This is a genomic window from Pseudomonas guariconensis, assembly GCF_024127895.1.
In the GTDB taxonomy this organism is placed as follows: Bacteria; Pseudomonadota; Gammaproteobacteria; order Pseudomonadales; family Pseudomonadaceae; genus Aquipseudomonas; species Aquipseudomonas guariconensis_B.
Genome location: NZ_JAMYBK010000004.1, coordinates 261,809 through 276,259, shown reverse-complemented (window position 1 = coordinate 276,259; position 14,451 = coordinate 261,809). Strand labels below are relative to the sequence as shown.

15 protein-coding genes are annotated in these 14,451 nt (G+C 65.1%); 7 read left to right on the top strand and 8 right to left on the bottom strand.

What is annotated here, in order from left to right; all coding sequences use genetic code 11:
* The first annotated feature begins 13 nt into the window (after window positions 1-13).
* Window positions 14-940 carry a transaldolase gene (gene tal, locus NJF35_RS07595; RefSeq protein ID WP_253080492.1) on the top strand — a complete coding sequence of 309 codons (927 nt, stop codon included), beginning with the start codon at window positions 14-16 and terminating at the stop codon, window positions 938-940.
* 214 nt (window positions 941-1,154) lie between these two features.
* Window positions 1,155-3,029 (top strand): alkaline phosphatase D family protein, encoded by a 1,875-nt coding sequence (locus NJF35_RS07590; RefSeq protein ID WP_253090899.1) that lies wholly within the window; start codon window positions 1,155-1,157, stop codon window positions 3,027-3,029.
* Window positions 3,030-3,056: 27 nt separating this feature from the next.
* Here the strand turns inward: NJF35_RS07590 and rssC are convergent, their stop codons facing one another.
* Both rssC and rssB read right to left on the bottom strand, forming a co-directional pair.
* Window positions 3,057-3,539, bottom strand: coding sequence for an anti-sigma factor antagonist RssC (gene rssC, locus NJF35_RS07585; RefSeq protein ID WP_194787571.1), 483 nt, complete (start codon window positions 3,537-3,539; stop codon window positions 3,057-3,059).
* Complete coding sequence (gene rssB / locus NJF35_RS07580) at window positions 3,536-4,720, bottom strand: two-component system response regulator RssB (protein WP_225786898.1); 1,185 nt, start codon at window positions 4,718-4,720, stop codon at window positions 3,536-3,538. The genes rssC and rssB overlap by 4 nt, the downstream gene beginning before the upstream one ends.
* A gap of 270 nt (window positions 4,721-4,990) precedes the next feature.
* Between rssB and NJF35_RS07575 the strand changes: the two genes are divergently transcribed.
* Window positions 4,991-5,290 (top strand): PilZ domain-containing protein, encoded by a 300-nt coding sequence (locus tag NJF35_RS07575; RefSeq protein WP_225786899.1) that lies wholly within the window; start codon window positions 4,991-4,993, stop codon window positions 5,288-5,290.
* 116 nt (window positions 5,291-5,406) lie between these two features.
* Here NJF35_RS07575 and NJF35_RS07570 read toward each other — a convergent pair whose 3' ends face one another.
* Window positions 5,407-6,114, bottom strand: a complete 708-nt coding sequence (locus NJF35_RS07570; protein ID WP_225786900.1) for a VacJ family lipoprotein — start codon at window positions 6,112-6,114, stop codon at window positions 5,407-5,409.
* 192 nt (window positions 6,115-6,306) lie between these two features.
* Here NJF35_RS07570 and NJF35_RS07565 point away from each other — a divergent pair, with 192 nt between their 5' ends.
* Together NJF35_RS07565 and NJF35_RS07560 are read left to right on the top strand one after the other, a co-directional pair.
* The gene (locus NJF35_RS07565; RefSeq protein WP_253090898.1) at window positions 6,307-6,870 is read left to right on the top strand and encodes a phosphonoacetaldehyde phosphonohydrolase-related protein; all 564 of its coding nucleotides are present in this window, start codon (window positions 6,307-6,309) and stop codon (window positions 6,868-6,870) included.
* A gap of 123 nt (window positions 6,871-6,993) precedes the next feature.
* Complete coding sequence (locus tag NJF35_RS07560; RefSeq protein ID WP_225786902.1) at window positions 6,994-7,257, top strand: DUF4404 family protein; 264 nt, start codon at window positions 6,994-6,996, stop codon at window positions 7,255-7,257.
* Between the two features lie 149 nt (window positions 7,258-7,406).
* Here NJF35_RS07560 and queF read toward each other — a convergent pair whose 3' ends face one another.
* Both queF and NJF35_RS07550 read right to left on the bottom strand, forming a co-directional pair.
* Window positions 7,407-8,237 (bottom strand): NADPH-dependent 7-cyano-7-deazaguanine reductase QueF, encoded by an 831-nt coding sequence (gene queF / locus NJF35_RS07555; RefSeq protein WP_225786903.1) that lies wholly within the window; start codon window positions 8,235-8,237, stop codon window positions 7,407-7,409.
* A gap of 66 nt (window positions 8,238-8,303) precedes the next feature.
* On the bottom strand, window positions 8,304-8,798 hold the full coding sequence (locus NJF35_RS07550) for a plastocyanin/azurin family copper-binding protein (protein ID WP_253090897.1): 495 nt from the start codon (window positions 8,796-8,798) through the stop codon (window positions 8,304-8,306).
* Between the two features lie 169 nt (window positions 8,799-8,967).
* Here NJF35_RS07550 and NJF35_RS07545 point away from each other — a divergent pair, with 169 nt between their 5' ends.
* Window positions 8,968-9,648, top strand: coding sequence for a heavy metal response regulator transcription factor (locus tag NJF35_RS07545; RefSeq protein WP_253080493.1), 681 nt, complete (start codon window positions 8,968-8,970; stop codon window positions 9,646-9,648).
* Window positions 9,645-10,997 carry a heavy metal sensor histidine kinase gene (locus NJF35_RS07540; RefSeq protein WP_253090945.1) on the top strand — a complete coding sequence of 451 codons (1,353 nt, stop codon included), beginning with the start codon at window positions 9,645-9,647 and terminating at the stop codon, window positions 10,995-10,997. The genes NJF35_RS07545 and NJF35_RS07540 overlap by 4 nt, the downstream gene beginning before the upstream one ends.
* Window positions 10,998-11,113: 116 nt before the next feature.
* Here the strand turns inward: NJF35_RS07540 and NJF35_RS07535 are convergent, their stop codons facing one another.
* From NJF35_RS07535 to NJF35_RS07525, 3 genes are all read right to left on the bottom strand, one after another.
* Window positions 11,114-12,358, bottom strand: a complete 1,245-nt coding sequence (locus tag NJF35_RS07535; protein WP_253090896.1) for a lipoprotein-releasing ABC transporter permease subunit — start codon at window positions 12,356-12,358, stop codon at window positions 11,114-11,116.
* Between the two features lie 61 nt (window positions 12,359-12,419).
* Window positions 12,420-13,103, bottom strand: coding sequence for a lipoprotein-releasing ABC transporter ATP-binding protein LolD (lolD, locus tag NJF35_RS07530; RefSeq protein WP_225786907.1), 684 nt, complete (start codon window positions 13,101-13,103; stop codon window positions 12,420-12,422).
* 7 nt (window positions 13,104-13,110) lie between these two features.
* Window positions 13,111-14,358: a lipoprotein-releasing ABC transporter permease subunit gene (locus NJF35_RS07525; protein WP_225786908.1), complete on the bottom strand. Its 1,248-nt coding sequence runs from the start codon at window positions 14,356-14,358 to the stop codon at window positions 13,111-13,113.
* Window positions 14,359-14,451 lie beyond the last annotated feature (93 nt).

Sequence of the window (14,451 nt, the reverse complement as noted above, 5' to 3'; positions counted from 1 at the left end):
ACAGAGCACGCCCATGACCTCCAAGCTGGAACAACTCAAGCAGTTCACCACCGTGGTCGCCGACACCGGGGACCTGGACGCCATCACCCGCCTCAAGCCGGTCGATGCCACCACCAACCCCTCGCTGCTGCTCAAGGCCGCCGCCATTCCCGGCTACGCCGACCTGCTCAGGCAAGTCAGGGCCGACGCCAAGGGCAATGTGGACCTGGCCTGCGACAAGTTCGCCGTGGCCGTCGGCTCAGGCATCCTCAAGGTCATTCCAGGGCGCATTTCCACCGAAGTGGACGCACGCCTGTCGTTCGACGAACCGGCATTGCTGGCCAAGGCCCGCCAACTGATCGCGCTGTACGAACAGGCCGGCATCCCGCGTGATCGCGTGCTGATCAAGCTGGCATCCACTTGGGAAGGCATCCGCGCCGCCGAGCAGCTCGAACGCGAGCAGATCCAGACCAACCTGACCCTGCTGTTCTCCTTCGCCCAAGCCCAGGCCTGCGCCGATGCCGGGGTGTTCCTGATCTCGCCGTTCGTGGGCCGTATCTACGACTGGTACAAGAAGAGCACCGGCAAGGAATACGTCGGCGCCGAAGACCCGGGCGTGCAATCGGTGACGCGCATCTACAACTACTACAAGGCCAACGGCTACGACACCGTGGTCATGGGCGCGAGCTTCCGCAATATCGGCCAGATCGAGCAACTGGCCGGTTGCGACCGCCTGACCATCAGCCCCGAGCTGCTGCAGCAATTGAGCGACGACCAGGGCCAACTGCCGCGCGTGCTCCAACCCGGCAATGCCGGTGAGGCCAAGCAGCAGTTGAACGAAAGCCAGTTCCGCTGGGCGATGAACGAAGACGCCATGGCCACGGAGAAGCTGGCCGAGGGTATCCGCCAGTTCGCCCGGGACCAGGAGAAGCTGGAAGCGTTGATGGCTGAAAAAGCCTGATACAAATCTGGTTTGCCCCGCGGGCGGCAAATGCCGAGCATTTCCGCCCGCTTTTCGTCTGGGTGCTGCGTTTGCGCAGGCACTGCCCGTTGAACGTACTGACGCTTTCGCGGGCAAGCCCGCCCCCACATGGCCTTGCAAACCCATTATGTATGGTCGACGCAGCCTCTGTGGACTTGCCTGCGAATGGGTCGGCTTGCAACCTGAACTGTCGATGACCACCCTACCCCTCATTCTCGCCGGCCCCGTGCTGCGCCGCCTGGAACCCCAGCGCCTGGCCATCTGGCTGGTCGGCACGCAACCGCTTCGCCCCGAGTTCGTGCTCGATTGCCCAAGCATCGAGGCCAATCTTGCCTGCGAGGTGATCCCAGTGGGCCGGCACGCCTTCGTGCACCTGCTGGACATCCGCTTCGACCAGCCGCTGCCTCGCAACCAGGCCATCGGCTACGATCTGCTGCTGGACAACAGCCAAGGCATCGCCGACTGGGCCCCGCACCTGCTCTACCCCGGCACCCGCCGGCCAAGCTTCGTGCTGCGCGAGCGCCTCGACCAACTGCTTCACGGCTCATGCCGCAAGCCCCATCACCCCGCCGCCGATGGCCTGCTCTGCGCCGACCGCCTGCTGCAAGCCTGCCAGCGTCCGCAAGAGCGCCCCGCCCTGCTGCTGATGACGGGCGACCAGGTCTACGCCGACGACGTGGCAGGCCCCATGCTGCGCGCCATCCATGAGCTCATCGAGCACCTGGGGCTGTTCGGCGAATACCTCGAAGGCGCCCTGGTCGACGACAGCACCGCGCTGTACCGCCACCCGGCCAGCTATTACCACCGCGCCGACCTGCTGCCGGCCCAGGAAAGCAACGAGAGCCTGCGCGAACGCTTCTTCGGCGGCAAGCGCAAACCGATCTTCTCCAGCAGCAACGCCGACAATCACCTGGTGACCTTCGCCGAAGTCATGGCCATGTACCTGCTGGTCTGGTCGCCAGTGCCCTGGCGCCTGGTGCGCATGGACATGCCCGCAGGCCTGAGCGAACCGCGCCAGGCCCGGTATCGCGCAGAACTGCCGCTGATCCAAGCGTTCGCCGCCGGCCTCGGTCAAGTGGCCCGGGTGATGGCCCACCTGCCCTCGCTGATGATCTTCGACGACCACGACATCACCGACGACTGGAACCTTTCGGCGCAGTGGGAACAGACCGCCTACGGCCACCCCTTCTCGCGGCGGATCATCGGCAACGCCCTGCTCGGCTACCTGCTCTGCCAGGGCTGGGGCAACGATCCGGACGGCTGCGCGGGGCTGGCCGAAGCCTGCAGGGCCCTGGGCGAGCGAACGGCCCAAGCGCACCTGGACAACGCTGCCCAGGACCAATTGATCGACCAACTGCTGCGCTTCCAGGGCTGGCAGTTCGACCTGCCCAGCGATCCGCCATTGCTGGTGCTGGACACCCGCACCCGCCGCTGGCGCAGCGAAAGCAGCCTGAAGAAGCCGTCCGGCCTGCTCGACTGGGAGGCGCTGTGCGAGCTGCAACAGGCCCTGCTCGACCATCCTTCGGCGATCGTCGTGTCACCGGCACCGATCTTCGGCGTCAAACTGATCGAGACGGTGCAACGGGTCTTCAGCGGGCTCGGCTATCCGCTGCTGGTCGACGCGGAAAACTGGATGGCCCATCGCGGCGCGGCCCAGGTGATCCTCAACATCTTCCGCCATTCGCGCACGCCCGGGCACTACGTGATCCTTTCCGGTGACGTGCACTACTCCTTCGTCTATGAAGTGCTGATCCGCCACCGCCAGCGCAGCCCGCACCTGTGGCAGGTCACCAGCAGCGGGATCAAGAACCAGTTCCCCAAGCGCCTGCTGGACGTGCTCGATCGCCTCAACCGTTGGCTGTATGCACCACATTCGCCACTCAACTGGTTCACCAAGCGCCGGCAGATGGAGGTAGTGCCACGCACACCCAGCCACAGCCAGGCGGGAGAGCGGCTGTGGAACAGTGCAGGTTTGGGGCAGGTATTCTTCGATGAGCAAGGCCGGCCGGCGCGGGTGTTCCAGCTCAATGCCGACGGCGCCGCGGCTACCGAGTTCGTGCGGGACTGACGCCACGCATCGGTAGCCCGGGCTCGCTCAGGAGCGCTCCAGGGCGCTCACCAGGTCGTGGAACGCCTCACGGTTGGAGTCGTTCAGACCCATGAGGATCTTGTGCGCCTCCAGCACCTTGGAGCGCACCACCTCTTCGTTCTGGTCCTGGGATGGCAGGTCGGTAAGGCATTCCGGGCAAGGGACCGGGCGATCGACGATGTTGAACACCTGGTCGAAGCCCATGGACTGCAGCAGACGGGAAATGTCCGGGTTGGTGGTCACCACGGTAGGCAGCAGGCCCACCTTCTGCCGGGACAGGATCGACAGCTTGGCCAGCAGGCCCAGGGTGGTGCTGTCGATGCTTTCGGTCTCGGTCAGGTCGATGACGATGGCCGAGAAGTTCAGCGCGGTGAAGATTTTCTCGATCGTCGCATCCAGCGCCGAACACAGGGTCAGGCGCACTTCACCGACGAATTTCAGAACGAAGGTCCCGCTCTGCTCGGCGAACTGGATTCTACCGGTACTCATTCAAGGTTCCTGCTCAACACCAATAGGGCGATATCATCCGGCATCTCCCCAAGCGTAGCCAATCCGAATCGTTGGCGCAGCCCGTCCAGGCTGCCACCGGCTTCCTTGACGATTTCCGGCAAGGTCGCTTCCTTATCTTTGAGTGTGTCCCCAGGCAAAAGGTCCAGTATGCCATCGGACATCAGGGTCAGGCTGAAGTGCCGTGGCAGCTCCAGCACATGGTCCTGGTAGCTGGCCTCGTCGAACAGCCCTACCGGCAGGCCGCGCCCCTCCAGGTAACGGGCCTGGCCCGGGGTATAGAGCACCGGCAGCGGCAAATGGCCGCCGACGCTGTAGGTCATCAGCCCGGCTTCCTCGTCGATCACCCCACCGACCATGGTCACGTGCTTGCCCAGCTTGCAGTTGATCAGCCCACGGTTGATGTGGCTCAGCACTTGCGAAGGCTTGAAGTCGCGCATCCTGCCGCTGCGCTTGAATTCGAACAGCAGCCGGGTGGTCATGAACTTGAGCAGCACGGTGACGAACGCCGACGAAGCGCCATGCCCGGACACGTCCGCCAGGTAGAAGGCGATACGGCGCTCGTCCACCCGGAAATAATCGGCGAAATCGCCCGACAGGTACAACGACGGGATGATCTGGTGCTCGAACGACAGGTCGCCGGCCAACCATGGGCTTTCCGGCAGCATGTTCATCTGTACCTGGCGGCCGGCGTTCTGGTCCTCCTGCAGCAGGTGCAGGCTGGCTTCCAGCTCACGGTTGGCAGCCTCGAGCTTGTCGCGGTAGCGCTGGTTCTCCAGCACCAGCCGCGAGCGGTCGAGGGCACGGCGCACCGAGTGCTCGAGCACGGCCAAGTCTTCCAGGGGCTTGATCAGGTAGTCGGCGGCGCCCAGGCGCAGGGCCTCGACCGCATCGCTCATGACCCCGGCCCCGGACACCACGATGACCGGCAACTGCGGCGCCCGCTCGCTGACCCGGCGGATCAGCTCAAGGCCGCCCATCTGCGGCATGCGCAGATCGCAGATCACGAGGTCGGGCTGGTGTTCTTCGAAGACCTGGAGGCCCTGCTGGCCGTTGGCGGCCTGGAGGACGCTGAAGCCACTGTCTTCCAGATAGGCGGCGAGGCTGGCACGGACCACGTCGTCGTCATCGATGATCAGCAGCGTTGCACTGGGTTTCTGCATGTGGGCGAACGGCGCCGGATTAGGTTGGAGCAGCGACGTCGGCAAGGCGGACGGGCAGCTACTGGAATACTCTGTGGCGACTCTCTACTTGAGTTGTAGGCCAAGAAGACTGGCCCGGCAACTGGCAGAGGTGCCCTGTAAGGCGCAGACGGTACTCCCATCCGCCAGGCGTTTCAAGCATGCAAGGGTCGAGTGCTGCGCACTTTACAGGGCAAATCACCGGGAGTTATAAGAAAGCCGACCCGCGCAACCTGATGGGAAGGATGCAGCATGTCCCAGATACCCTCGAACCACGGCGAGAAACGCGACTTCATTCGTATGCGCATCGATACCGAAGTCACCCTGCTGCATGCCGACCAGGTGATCGCGGCAGTCTGCCTCGACCTCTCCAGTGGCGGCATGCAGGTGCAGGCACGGGAGCATTTCCAGGTGGGCGACCGGATCGAGGTACGTATCGATTCCGACCACCCTGCCCTCAAGGGCCTGCACGCCAGCACCGAGGTGGTGTGGATCGCCGAGCAGCCCGATGGTCAGCAGAAATTCGGCTTGCGCATCCTGGCGATGCACTGATTTCCAGGGTCAATGCCTGTCAGTTAAGCCTGGGGCCGCTTCGCCCCCCCAATGGCGCTGTAACCCTTAACTGACCAGCATCGACCCGAAGGTCGCCTTTTTCATCCCCGCCGGGATCAGAAATCGTCCTCGACTTCCCCATCCTTGACCTTGAACTCGCGGTTCTGCAGGTAGGCGTTGCGGATGAAGATGTACTTGTCGCCGCTGATCAGCTTTTCCGCCGACAGCAGGTCGGCGCGGGTGTCGACCACATCCAGGGCGAAAATCGAATTGCGAGTCGGCACATGGTCGATGTAGCGGTAAGGCTTGGTGTAGGTGTCCGGGTACTTGGCCAGGCCGTCGCGCACGGTGCTTGGGCCAAGGAACGGGATCACCACGTACGGACCGCTGCCCACGCCCCAGTAGCCCAGGGTCTGGCCGAAGTCCTCGTCGTTGCGCTGCAGGCCCATCTTGGTGCCGACATCGAAGAAACCGCCCAGGCCGAACGTGGTGTTGACGATCAGCCGCGCGGTATCCACGCCCGCCGCGTGCGGCTTGAGCTGCAGCAGGTCGTTGACCAGGTTGGTGACGTCGCCCAGGTTGCGGAAGATGTTATGGATGCCGTCTTCGAGAAATTGCGGGGTGACTGCCTGGTATCCCTTGGCCAACGGCTTGAGGGCATAGGTATCGAGGGTATCGTTGAACCTGAAGATCGGGCGGTTCACCGCCTCCCAGGGGTCCTCCTCGGTAGCCGCCTGGCTGGCGGCCACGGGCGCCAGCAGCAGGCTGGCGCAGACACAGGCCTGGGTGATTCGCTCGATCACGCCGGCACCGATCCTATGCATAGATGTTTCTCCATCGGGATTCACGGTGGCAGGCGCCTGGGCGCGCTGCCGGACAAGCCGCCAGTATAAAGGCTCGCTGGCTGATAAACAGCCTTACACATTTTTGCTCACTATTTTGTGAGCGTCTGTTACGTAGTCATCTACCGGTAACAATTGCCGAATAGCCTGCGGGCTATTTCAGGGAAGTTGACCATGCAAGACGCACCCGCCTTCACCGCCGTGCTCTTCGGTTTGCGCGGCTGCCTGGTCCAGGCCGCCAACGGCAGCCCACTGCCCACCCCTGGCGCCCTGGATGCCCTCACCGGCCTGCGGCGCCAGCAGGTCCCTTGCATATGGCTCGACGAGCTCAGCGCCAGCCAGGGCGAGTCTCTGGCCAGCGTGCTGCCCGACTGGCTGCCGGGCCAGGCCGGCAACGCGCCCCCCTGGCCGGCGCCGAATGCCTGCTGGCACGCACTCATGTCCTTGCAGAGCCAACGCCTGGACGGCTGCGTGCTGGTCAGCGGCGATCCGCGCCTGCTGCAGTCCGGTCTCAACGCCGGGCTGTGGACCGTGGGCCTGGCCGCCTGCAGCCCTGCCTGCAACCACACCTCCGGCCAATGGCAGGCGATGAGCCGGGAGGCGCGCGAACGGGCACGCGGCAAGGCTACGCTCGAGCTGTTCAGCCTCGGTGTGCACTCGGTGATCGACCACCTCGAAGCCCTCGACACCTGCCTTGCCGACATCGCCCAGCGCCGGCGCAAGGGTGAAAAACCCTGACACAGCGCCGTTGACGCGGATCATGCAAAGCGCCGGCAGGTGGATTACGATTGAAGACAAGCGAGAACCTTTGCCTCACCGCCGAGGTCCATGCCTTGCCAAGCCATAGAGGGAGAACACCCGATGCCTGCCCGCGAACTGCAAGAGCAACTCGAAAGCCTGCGCGAGCAACTGGAACGCAACCCGCCGCTCTCCTTGGAAGAGCGCGAACATCTGCATGAACTGATGCAGCAGATCGAAGCCCAGCTCAAACTGGAAGAGGCCACCCAGGACAACAACCTGGTCGATGGCGTCAACGCGGCCGTCGAACGCTTCGAGGCCGAACACCCGGATCTCACCGCCATCCTGCGCAATATTGCCAATCACCTGCACAGCATGGGTATCTGAGCCAGAGGGCCGCCTTGCGGCCCATCGCCGGCAAGCCGGCACCCACAGAGTCCGAGGCGATCACCGACGACGCGGCTTGCACGGTCCCGGCGGGAAAGGGCCTGGTCCGCAAATGGGCTGCAAAGCAGCCCCAAGACTCACAAACATCCTTACTGACGAACCAGCCGCTGGTTGCCAGGCGCGATCGCCCGGGTGCTGCGGTAGGGGTTGATATCCAGCCCGCCACGGCGCACGTAACGGGCATACACGGTCAGGTGCTCGGGCTCGAGCAGGCGCAGCAGGTCCAGGTAGATGCGCTCGACGCACTGTTCATGGAAGTCGGCATGCTGGCGGAAGCTCACCAGGTAGCTCAGCAGGCTGGCATGGTCCAGGGCCAGGCCCTTGTACTCGACCACCACACTGCCCCAGTCTGGCTGGCCAGTGACCGGGCAGTTGGACTTGAGCAGGTGGCTGTGCAGGGTTTCCTCGACCACGCGCTGCGGGTCGCAGTGCAGCAGTTCAGGCTGTGGATGCTCGTAGTTGTTGATGGTCACATCCAGCACATCGATGCACTGACCTGGCAAGGCCACCACGCCCTGGGCCTCGACTTCGCCCAGGCTGCGCACCCGCACCGTCACCGGCTTGCCAGCGGCGGCTGAGAGGTCCTTCTCCAGGCAAGCCTGCAACTCGCTGGTGCTGGCGAAGGCCGTCTGGTTCAGCGAGTTGAGGTACAGCTTGAACGACTTGGACTCGATGATGTTCGGCGAATCGGCCGGGATGGCGAATTCGCCGATGGCCACCACCGGCTTGCCCGAAGGCAGCAGCCAGGACATCTCGAAGCAGTTCCAGTAGTCCACCCCCTGCCATGGCAGGGTCTGGGCGCTGACGCCGAGTTCGGCCCACTTGGCCGTACGCGGGATCGGGAACAGCAGCGAAGGTGTGTAGGTGGCGATGTATTCGCTGGATTTGCCCAGCGGGGAGTGTTCGGCGGCGGGATGCATGGGTCTGACCTGGCAATTCGGAATGCACCTATTCTACCGTTTTTGCCCCCTGCCTTGTGGTCGATGTCACTCGATGGTCAACGGCCCGACCATGCCCGCCTGGTAGTGCCCCGGCACATTGCAGGCGAACTCGATGGGCGCCGAGGCGCGGAAGGTCCACGTCAGCTCGGCACGCTGGCCGGGCGGGACCAGCACCGTGTTGCCGGCCTCGTGGCCGTGCGCGCCATGACCGTGGTCCATGCCCCCGTGATCCGCGCCGGCGGTGAAGAGCTTGCCTTGCATGGCCAGCATTTGCTTCTGGTGCTCGGCGTGCATGGCCTTGTCGCCAAGGTTGAACTCGTGGGGCAACTGGCCTTCGTTGATGAGCACGAAGCGCACGGTCTCGCCGGCCTTGACCTGCAGGCCGCGGGGCTCGAAGGCGATGTCCTTGAGCAGCACCTCGACGGTACGGGTGGCCTTGGCCGCCGGCGCTGGCTCGCCGAAGGCGAAGCCATGGCCACTGTCGGCGAGCACGGGCAGGCTGAACAGCGCGAGGGCGGCGGCGATAAGGGGGTGTTTCATGTCTACTCCAAGGCTACAGCAGCGATGGAACCACTCTAGGCTGAGGCAACTGGCAGTTGCCTGACAGGGAGATTACAACTTTGTCAGCTTCGCCGGGCCCGCCTATCGTCACGTATCATTGGCACCCGGCGCCCACCGAAGCCCGCCAATCTTTTGGAGCAAAGCCCCCATGAAACTGCTGATCGTCGAGGACCAGGCCAAGACCGGCCAGTACCTGTGCCAAGGCCTGAGCGAAGCGGGCTTCGCCACCGAGCTTGCCGGCGACGGCGACACCGGCCTGCACCTGGCCCTGGGCGGCGACCACGACCTGCTGATCCTCGATGTGATGCTCCCCGGCCGCAACGGCTGGCAGATCCTCCAGGCCGTGCGCCAGGCTGGCCTGGACACGCCGGTGCTGTTCCTCACCGCCCGCGACGCCGTGCAAGACCGGGTACACGGCCTGGAGCTGGGCGCCGACGACTATCTGGTCAAGCCCTTCGCCTTTTCCGAACTGCTGGCCCGGGTACGCAGCCTGCTGCGCCGAGGCGCCAGCCCCAGCCTGGATACCAGCCTGACCCTGGCCGATCTGCGCCTGGACCTGATCCGCCGCCGGGCCGAGCGCGGCGGCCAGCGCATCGACCTGACCGCCAAGGAGTTCGCCCTGCTCGAACTGCTGCTGCGTCGCCAGGGCGAGGTGCTGCCCAAGTCGCTGATCGCCTCGCAGGTCTGGGACATGAACTTCGACAGTGACACCAACGTCATCGAGGTGGCGATCCGCCGCCTGCGCCTGAAGATCGACGACGCCCACGACAACAAGCTGATCCATACCGTACGCGGCATGGGCTACGTGCTCGAGGAGCGCCAGGACTGATGCCGCGCCTGTCCCTCGGTGGGCGCCTTGCCCTGCTCTTCGCCGCCTGTACCGCCGCCGTCTCGCTGACCGCCGGCGTGCTGTTCAGCCGGGCCAGCGAACAGCACTTCATCGAACTGGACGAACAACTGCTAGGCAGCCGGCTGTCGGTTCTGCACGCCCTGCTCGACGGCGTGAGCTCCCCCGCCGAACTGGCGCCACACCTGCTGGCCTTGCGCATCGAGCTCAGCCACCAGGCCGACCTGGCCCTGCGCATCCGCGGCGGCGACGGCACGCTATGGTTCGACAGCCGGCCTGACCTACCGGACGCACCACGCCAGCCCGGCCTGGCCACCCTGCACGCCAACGGCGTCGACTACCGCAGCCTGGGCGCCCGCCTGGACACCGCCACCCCGGGCTCGGCGCAACTGACCCTGTTCCTCGACATCACCCATCACCAGCATTTCCTGCAAGGCATGCAGCGCCTGATCTGGCTCACCGTCGGCCTTTCGGCCCTGGCCACCGCGCTGCTCGGCGCCTGGGCCGCCCGGCGCGGGCTGCGACCATTGCGGCAGATGGGCGATGTCGCCGCCAGCGTCAACGCCCGCTCGCTGACAACCCGGCTGCCGGTGGCGCAGATGCCCGAGGAACTGGCCGAGCTCGCCAGCACGGTCAACGCCATGCTGCAGCGCCTGGAGGATGCCTTCCAACGCCTTTCGGCATTTTCCGCCGACATCGCCCACGAGCTGCGTACGCCACTGTCCAACCTGCTGACCCACACCCAGGTCACCCTCACCCGGCCACGCAGCCTGGAGGACTATCGCGAAGCCCTGCACGGTAACCTGGAGGAGCTGCAATGGATGGCGCAACTGGTCAACGACATGCTCTACCTGGCCAAGGCCGACCATGGCCTGCTGCCCCCCAACCGCCAGCCGCTGGACCTTGCCGCGGAGGTGGATGCCTTGCTGGAGTACTACGCGCCACTGGCCGAGGACGCCGAGGTACGCCTGCAGCGTGTGGGTGAGGCGCAGTTGGAGGGTGATCGGCACATGCTGCGCAGGGCCCTGTCCAATCTGCTGGACAATGCCCTGCGCTTCACGCCCAGCGGCGGAGAGATCCGAGTGACACTGGCGCCGGGGCTGCACATCAGCGTGGCCAATACCGGCCCGGCCATCGCGGCGCAAATACTGCCGCGGCTGTTCGACCGCTTCTACCGGGCCGACCCCGCACGCCAGGAAGGCAGCAGCGAGCATGCGGGGCTGGGGCTGGCGATCACCCGCTCGATCGTGCAGGCCCATGGCGGGAACATCCGGGCCGAATGCGCGGGAGGCTGGACACGGTTCCTGATCGAGTTACCCGAAGCACGGTGAGAGGGACTGTCTATCCGCCCGCAACGGACTCCCTTGCAATGGCACATGATTCGTGAGCGCCGCTGCCCCTGCCTGGGCTTGCCCGCGATGGGCCGCACAGCGGCCCTGCCCGTAGATCACTCGTACCGCAACGCCATCGCCGGTTCCACCTGGGAAGCGCGATACGCCGGATAGATCGTGGCCAGGAAGCTCATCACCAACCCCGCCGCGCAGATGATCGCCACATCCCCCCACTGCAACTGCGACGGCAGGCTGCTGATGAAATACACATCGGACGTGAAGATGTGCTGCCCACTGACCCGCTCCAGCCAACCGACGATCTGGCTGACGTTGAGCGCGGCGACCACCCCGAGCACACCACCGACCAGGGTGCCGACGATACCGATCAGCGACCCCTGGACCATGAACGTGCCCATGATCTGCGCAGGCGTGGCGCCGATGGTGCGCAGGATGGCGATGTCCGAACCCTTGTCGTTCACCACCATGACCAGGGTAGCGATGATGTTGAACGCCGCCACGGCGATGATCATCAACAGCAACAAACCGATCATGGTCTTTTCCATCTTCATGGCGCTGAACAGGCTGCCCTGGGTGTGCGACCAGTCATCGGCACGGTAGGCCTCGCCCAGCCCGGCGGCGATCGCCTTGGACACCTGCGGCGCAGCGTACAGGTCGTGCAGCTTCAGGCGCACGCCCTGCACGCTGCCCGGTGCCCAGCGCTGCATCTCGCCGGCGTCGGCCACGTTGATGTAGGCCTGGGAACCGTCCAGCTCGGCACCGACCTTGAAGATGCCGACCACGGTCAGGCGCTGCATACGGGGGGTGATGCCGCCCGGTGCCTTGCTGATCTCCGGGACGATCAGGGTCAGCTTGTCGCCGGTGTTGAGACGAAAGCGCCGGGCGGTCAGCTCGCCGATCACCACGCCATACTCGCCCGGCAGCAGGTCCTGCAGGCGGCCCTGGACGATGTGCTGGCCAACGATGGAGACCTTGCCCTCCTCGGCCGGGTCGATGCCACTGACCTGGATCGGCTGCATCGCGCCCTTGTAGGAGAGCATGCCTTCCATTTCCGTCAGCGGTGCAGCGGCCATCACCGCGGGGTTCTTCAGGGCTGCGCCCGCCACCTTGCGCCAGTCGTCCAGCGGTTGCACGCCGAGGATGCTGGCGTGAGGCACCAGGCCGAGGATGCGCGAACTCATCTCGCGCTGGAAGCCGTTCATCACCGAGAGCACCACGATCATCGCCAGCACGCCCAGGGACAGGCCGATCATCGAGGTCATGGAGATGAACGAGATGAAGTGGTTACGGCGCTTGGCACGGGTGTAGCGAGCACCGATGAACAAGGGCAAGGGTCTGAACATGTACGAGAACACCCAATGAAGGTTGGTTACGAGGCGGCCCGTGCCGCCCCGTGCAAGCGACTCAGATCGGCACCAGGTGGCCATCGTCCAGGCGCAGCACCCGGTCCATCTGGCGCGCCAGGTTGAGGTCGTGGGTCACCACCAAAAAGGCCGTCTGCGAATGGCTGGAAAGCTCCTGCATCAACTCCTGGATGCCCTGGGCAGTGTGATGGTCGAGGTTGCCGGTGGGCTCGTCGAGCATCACCAGGCCCGGGCGGTTGACCAGGGCACGGGCGATCGCCACGCGCTGGCGCTCACCGCCGGACAGCTCGGCCGGCTTGTGGCTCAGGCGATGGCCCAGGCCCACACGCTTGAGCAGCGCCTCGGCGCGCTCGCGGGCCTCGGGGATCGGTGTGCGGCCGATCAGCAGCGGCATGCACACGTTCTCCAGGGCGGTGAACTCCGGCAGCAGGTGGTGAAACTGGTAGACGAAGCCCAGGGCGCGGTTGCGCAACAGGCCACGGGCCCGCTCGCCGAGTGCCGACAGCTCCTCGCCAGCCAGCCAGACGCTGCCCTGGCTCGGCGTGTCCAGGCCACCCAGCAGGTTGAGCAAGGTGCTCTTGCCGGAGCCGGAGCTACCGACGATGGCCACCCGCTCACCGGCGTGCAGCTCCAGGTTCAACCCGGACAGCACCTGCACCGACTCCGGGCCTTCCTCGTAGGCCTTGCCCAGGTTGCGGCAACTCAGTACGGCTTTATCACTCATGCGCGATTCACTCATAACGTAGCGCCTCTGCAGGCTGGGTGCGCGCCGCACGCCAGGCCGGATACAGGGTGGCGAAGAAACTCAGGACCAGCGCCGCACCGCAGACCATCCACACGTCCTCGGCCATGATCTGCGACGGCAGGTAATCGATGAAGTACACGTCGGCATTGAGGAACTTGTGCCCGATCAGCTTCTCGATGCCAGCGATCACCGCACTGACATTGAGCGCGGCGAAGATGCCGACCAACGCGCCGATCAAGGTGCCGACCACGCCGATCACCGTACCCTGGACCATGAAGATGGCCATGATCTGCCCAGGCGTGGCGCCGAGGGTGCGCAGGATGGCGATATCGCCGCGCTTGTCGTTGACCACCATCACCAGCGTGGAAATGATGTTGAACGCCGCCACCGCCACGATCAGCAGCAGCAGCAGGCCGATCATGGCCTTCTCCATGCGGATCGCCTGGTACAGGTTGCCGTGGGTGCGGGTCCAGTCGCGGGGGTAGAATTCCTCGCCCAGGTGCTGGGCGATGTCCCAGGCCACGCGCGGCGCCTGGAACAGGTCATCGAACTTCAGGCGCAGGCCCTGGACCTGGTCGGCTTTCCAGCGGTGCAGGCGGGACAGGTCGGCGATGTTGGTCAGGCCCAGATAGCCGTCGATCTCACCGGCCCCGACATGGAAGGTGCCGACCACGGTGAAGCGCTTCATGCGCGGGAACATGCCGGCCGGCGTCACGCTGACCTCCGGGGCGACGAAGGTCAGCTTGTCGCCGATGCCCACGCCCAGCTTGGCGGCGGCCTTGTCGCCGATCAGGATGCCCCACTCGCCTGGCGCCAGCCGGTCGAGGCTGCCTTCGCGGATGAAGTCGTCGATGATCGACACCTGCCGCTCGCGGGCGGGATCGATGCCGTTGAGCAACACCTTCTGCACCTTGCCGTCGTGGGTCAGCAGCCCCTGCATCTGGGTGAACGGAGCGACCGCCAGCACACGCGGATTCTGCTTTACTTGTTGGGCGAGGGCCGGCCAATCGTCGACCGGCTGGCCGCTTTCCAGCGTGGCATGCGGGATCATGCCCAGCACGCGGGTACGCATCTCGTGGTCGAAACCGTTCATCACCGACAGCACCACGATCATCACCACCACACCGAGGGCGAGGCCGATCATCGAGGTGAGCGAAATGAACGAGACGAAGTGATTGCGGCGCTTGGCACGGGTGTAGCGCGTACCGATGAATACGAAAAGAGGTCTGAACATGTCGGGGCTTGTTCGGATGAAAGGGAACGTCCTTGTGGCGGGGCGCCAATGGCGGCTTTACACTCGGACCACCGCCGTAACCATGGGTTCGCC

What these genes read in the sequence shown, in the direction of transcription:
- tal (WP_253080492.1), top strand. Translation starts at nt 14, where the DNA reads ATGACCTCCAAGCTGGAACAACTCAAGCAGTTCACCACCGTGGTCGCC.
- NJF35_RS07590 (WP_253090899.1), top strand. Translation starts at nt 1,155, where the DNA reads ATGACCACCCTACCCCTCATTCTCGCCGGCCCCGTGCTGCGCCGCCTG.
- rssC (WP_194787571.1), bottom strand. Translation starts at nt 3,539, where the DNA reads ATGAGTACCGGTAGAATCCAGTTCGCCGAGCAGAGCGGGACCTTCGTT.
- rssB (WP_225786898.1), bottom strand. Translation starts at nt 4,720, where the DNA reads ATGCAGAAACCCAGTGCAACGCTGCTGATCATCGATGACGACGACGTG.
- NJF35_RS07575 (WP_225786899.1), top strand. Translation starts at nt 4,991, where the DNA reads ATGTCCCAGATACCCTCGAACCACGGCGAGAAACGCGACTTCATTCGT.
- NJF35_RS07570 (WP_225786900.1), bottom strand. Translation starts at nt 6,114, where the DNA reads ATGCATAGGATCGGTGCCGGCGTGATCGAGCGAATCACCCAGGCCTGT.
- NJF35_RS07565 (WP_253090898.1), top strand. Translation starts at nt 6,307, where the DNA reads ATGCAAGACGCACCCGCCTTCACCGCCGTGCTCTTCGGTTTGCGCGGC.
- NJF35_RS07560 (WP_225786902.1), top strand. Translation starts at nt 6,994, where the DNA reads ATGCCTGCCCGCGAACTGCAAGAGCAACTCGAAAGCCTGCGCGAGCAA.
- queF (WP_225786903.1), bottom strand. Translation starts at nt 8,237, where the DNA reads ATGCATCCCGCCGCCGAACACTCCCCGCTGGGCAAATCCAGCGAATAC.
- NJF35_RS07550 (WP_253090897.1), bottom strand. Translation starts at nt 8,798, where the DNA reads ATGAAACACCCCCTTATCGCCGCCGCCCTCGCGCTGTTCAGCCTGCCC.
- NJF35_RS07545 (WP_253080493.1), top strand. Translation starts at nt 8,968, where the DNA reads ATGAAACTGCTGATCGTCGAGGACCAGGCCAAGACCGGCCAGTACCTG.
- NJF35_RS07535 (WP_253090896.1), bottom strand. Translation starts at nt 12,358, where the DNA reads ATGTTCAGACCCTTGCCCTTGTTCATCGGTGCTCGCTACACCCGTGCC.
- lolD (WP_225786907.1), bottom strand. Translation starts at nt 13,103, where the DNA reads ATGAGTGATAAAGCCGTACTGAGTTGCCGCAACCTGGGCAAGGCCTAC.
- NJF35_RS07525 (WP_225786908.1), bottom strand. Translation starts at nt 14,358, where the DNA reads ATGTTCAGACCTCTTTTCGTATTCATCGGTACGCGCTACACCCGTGCC.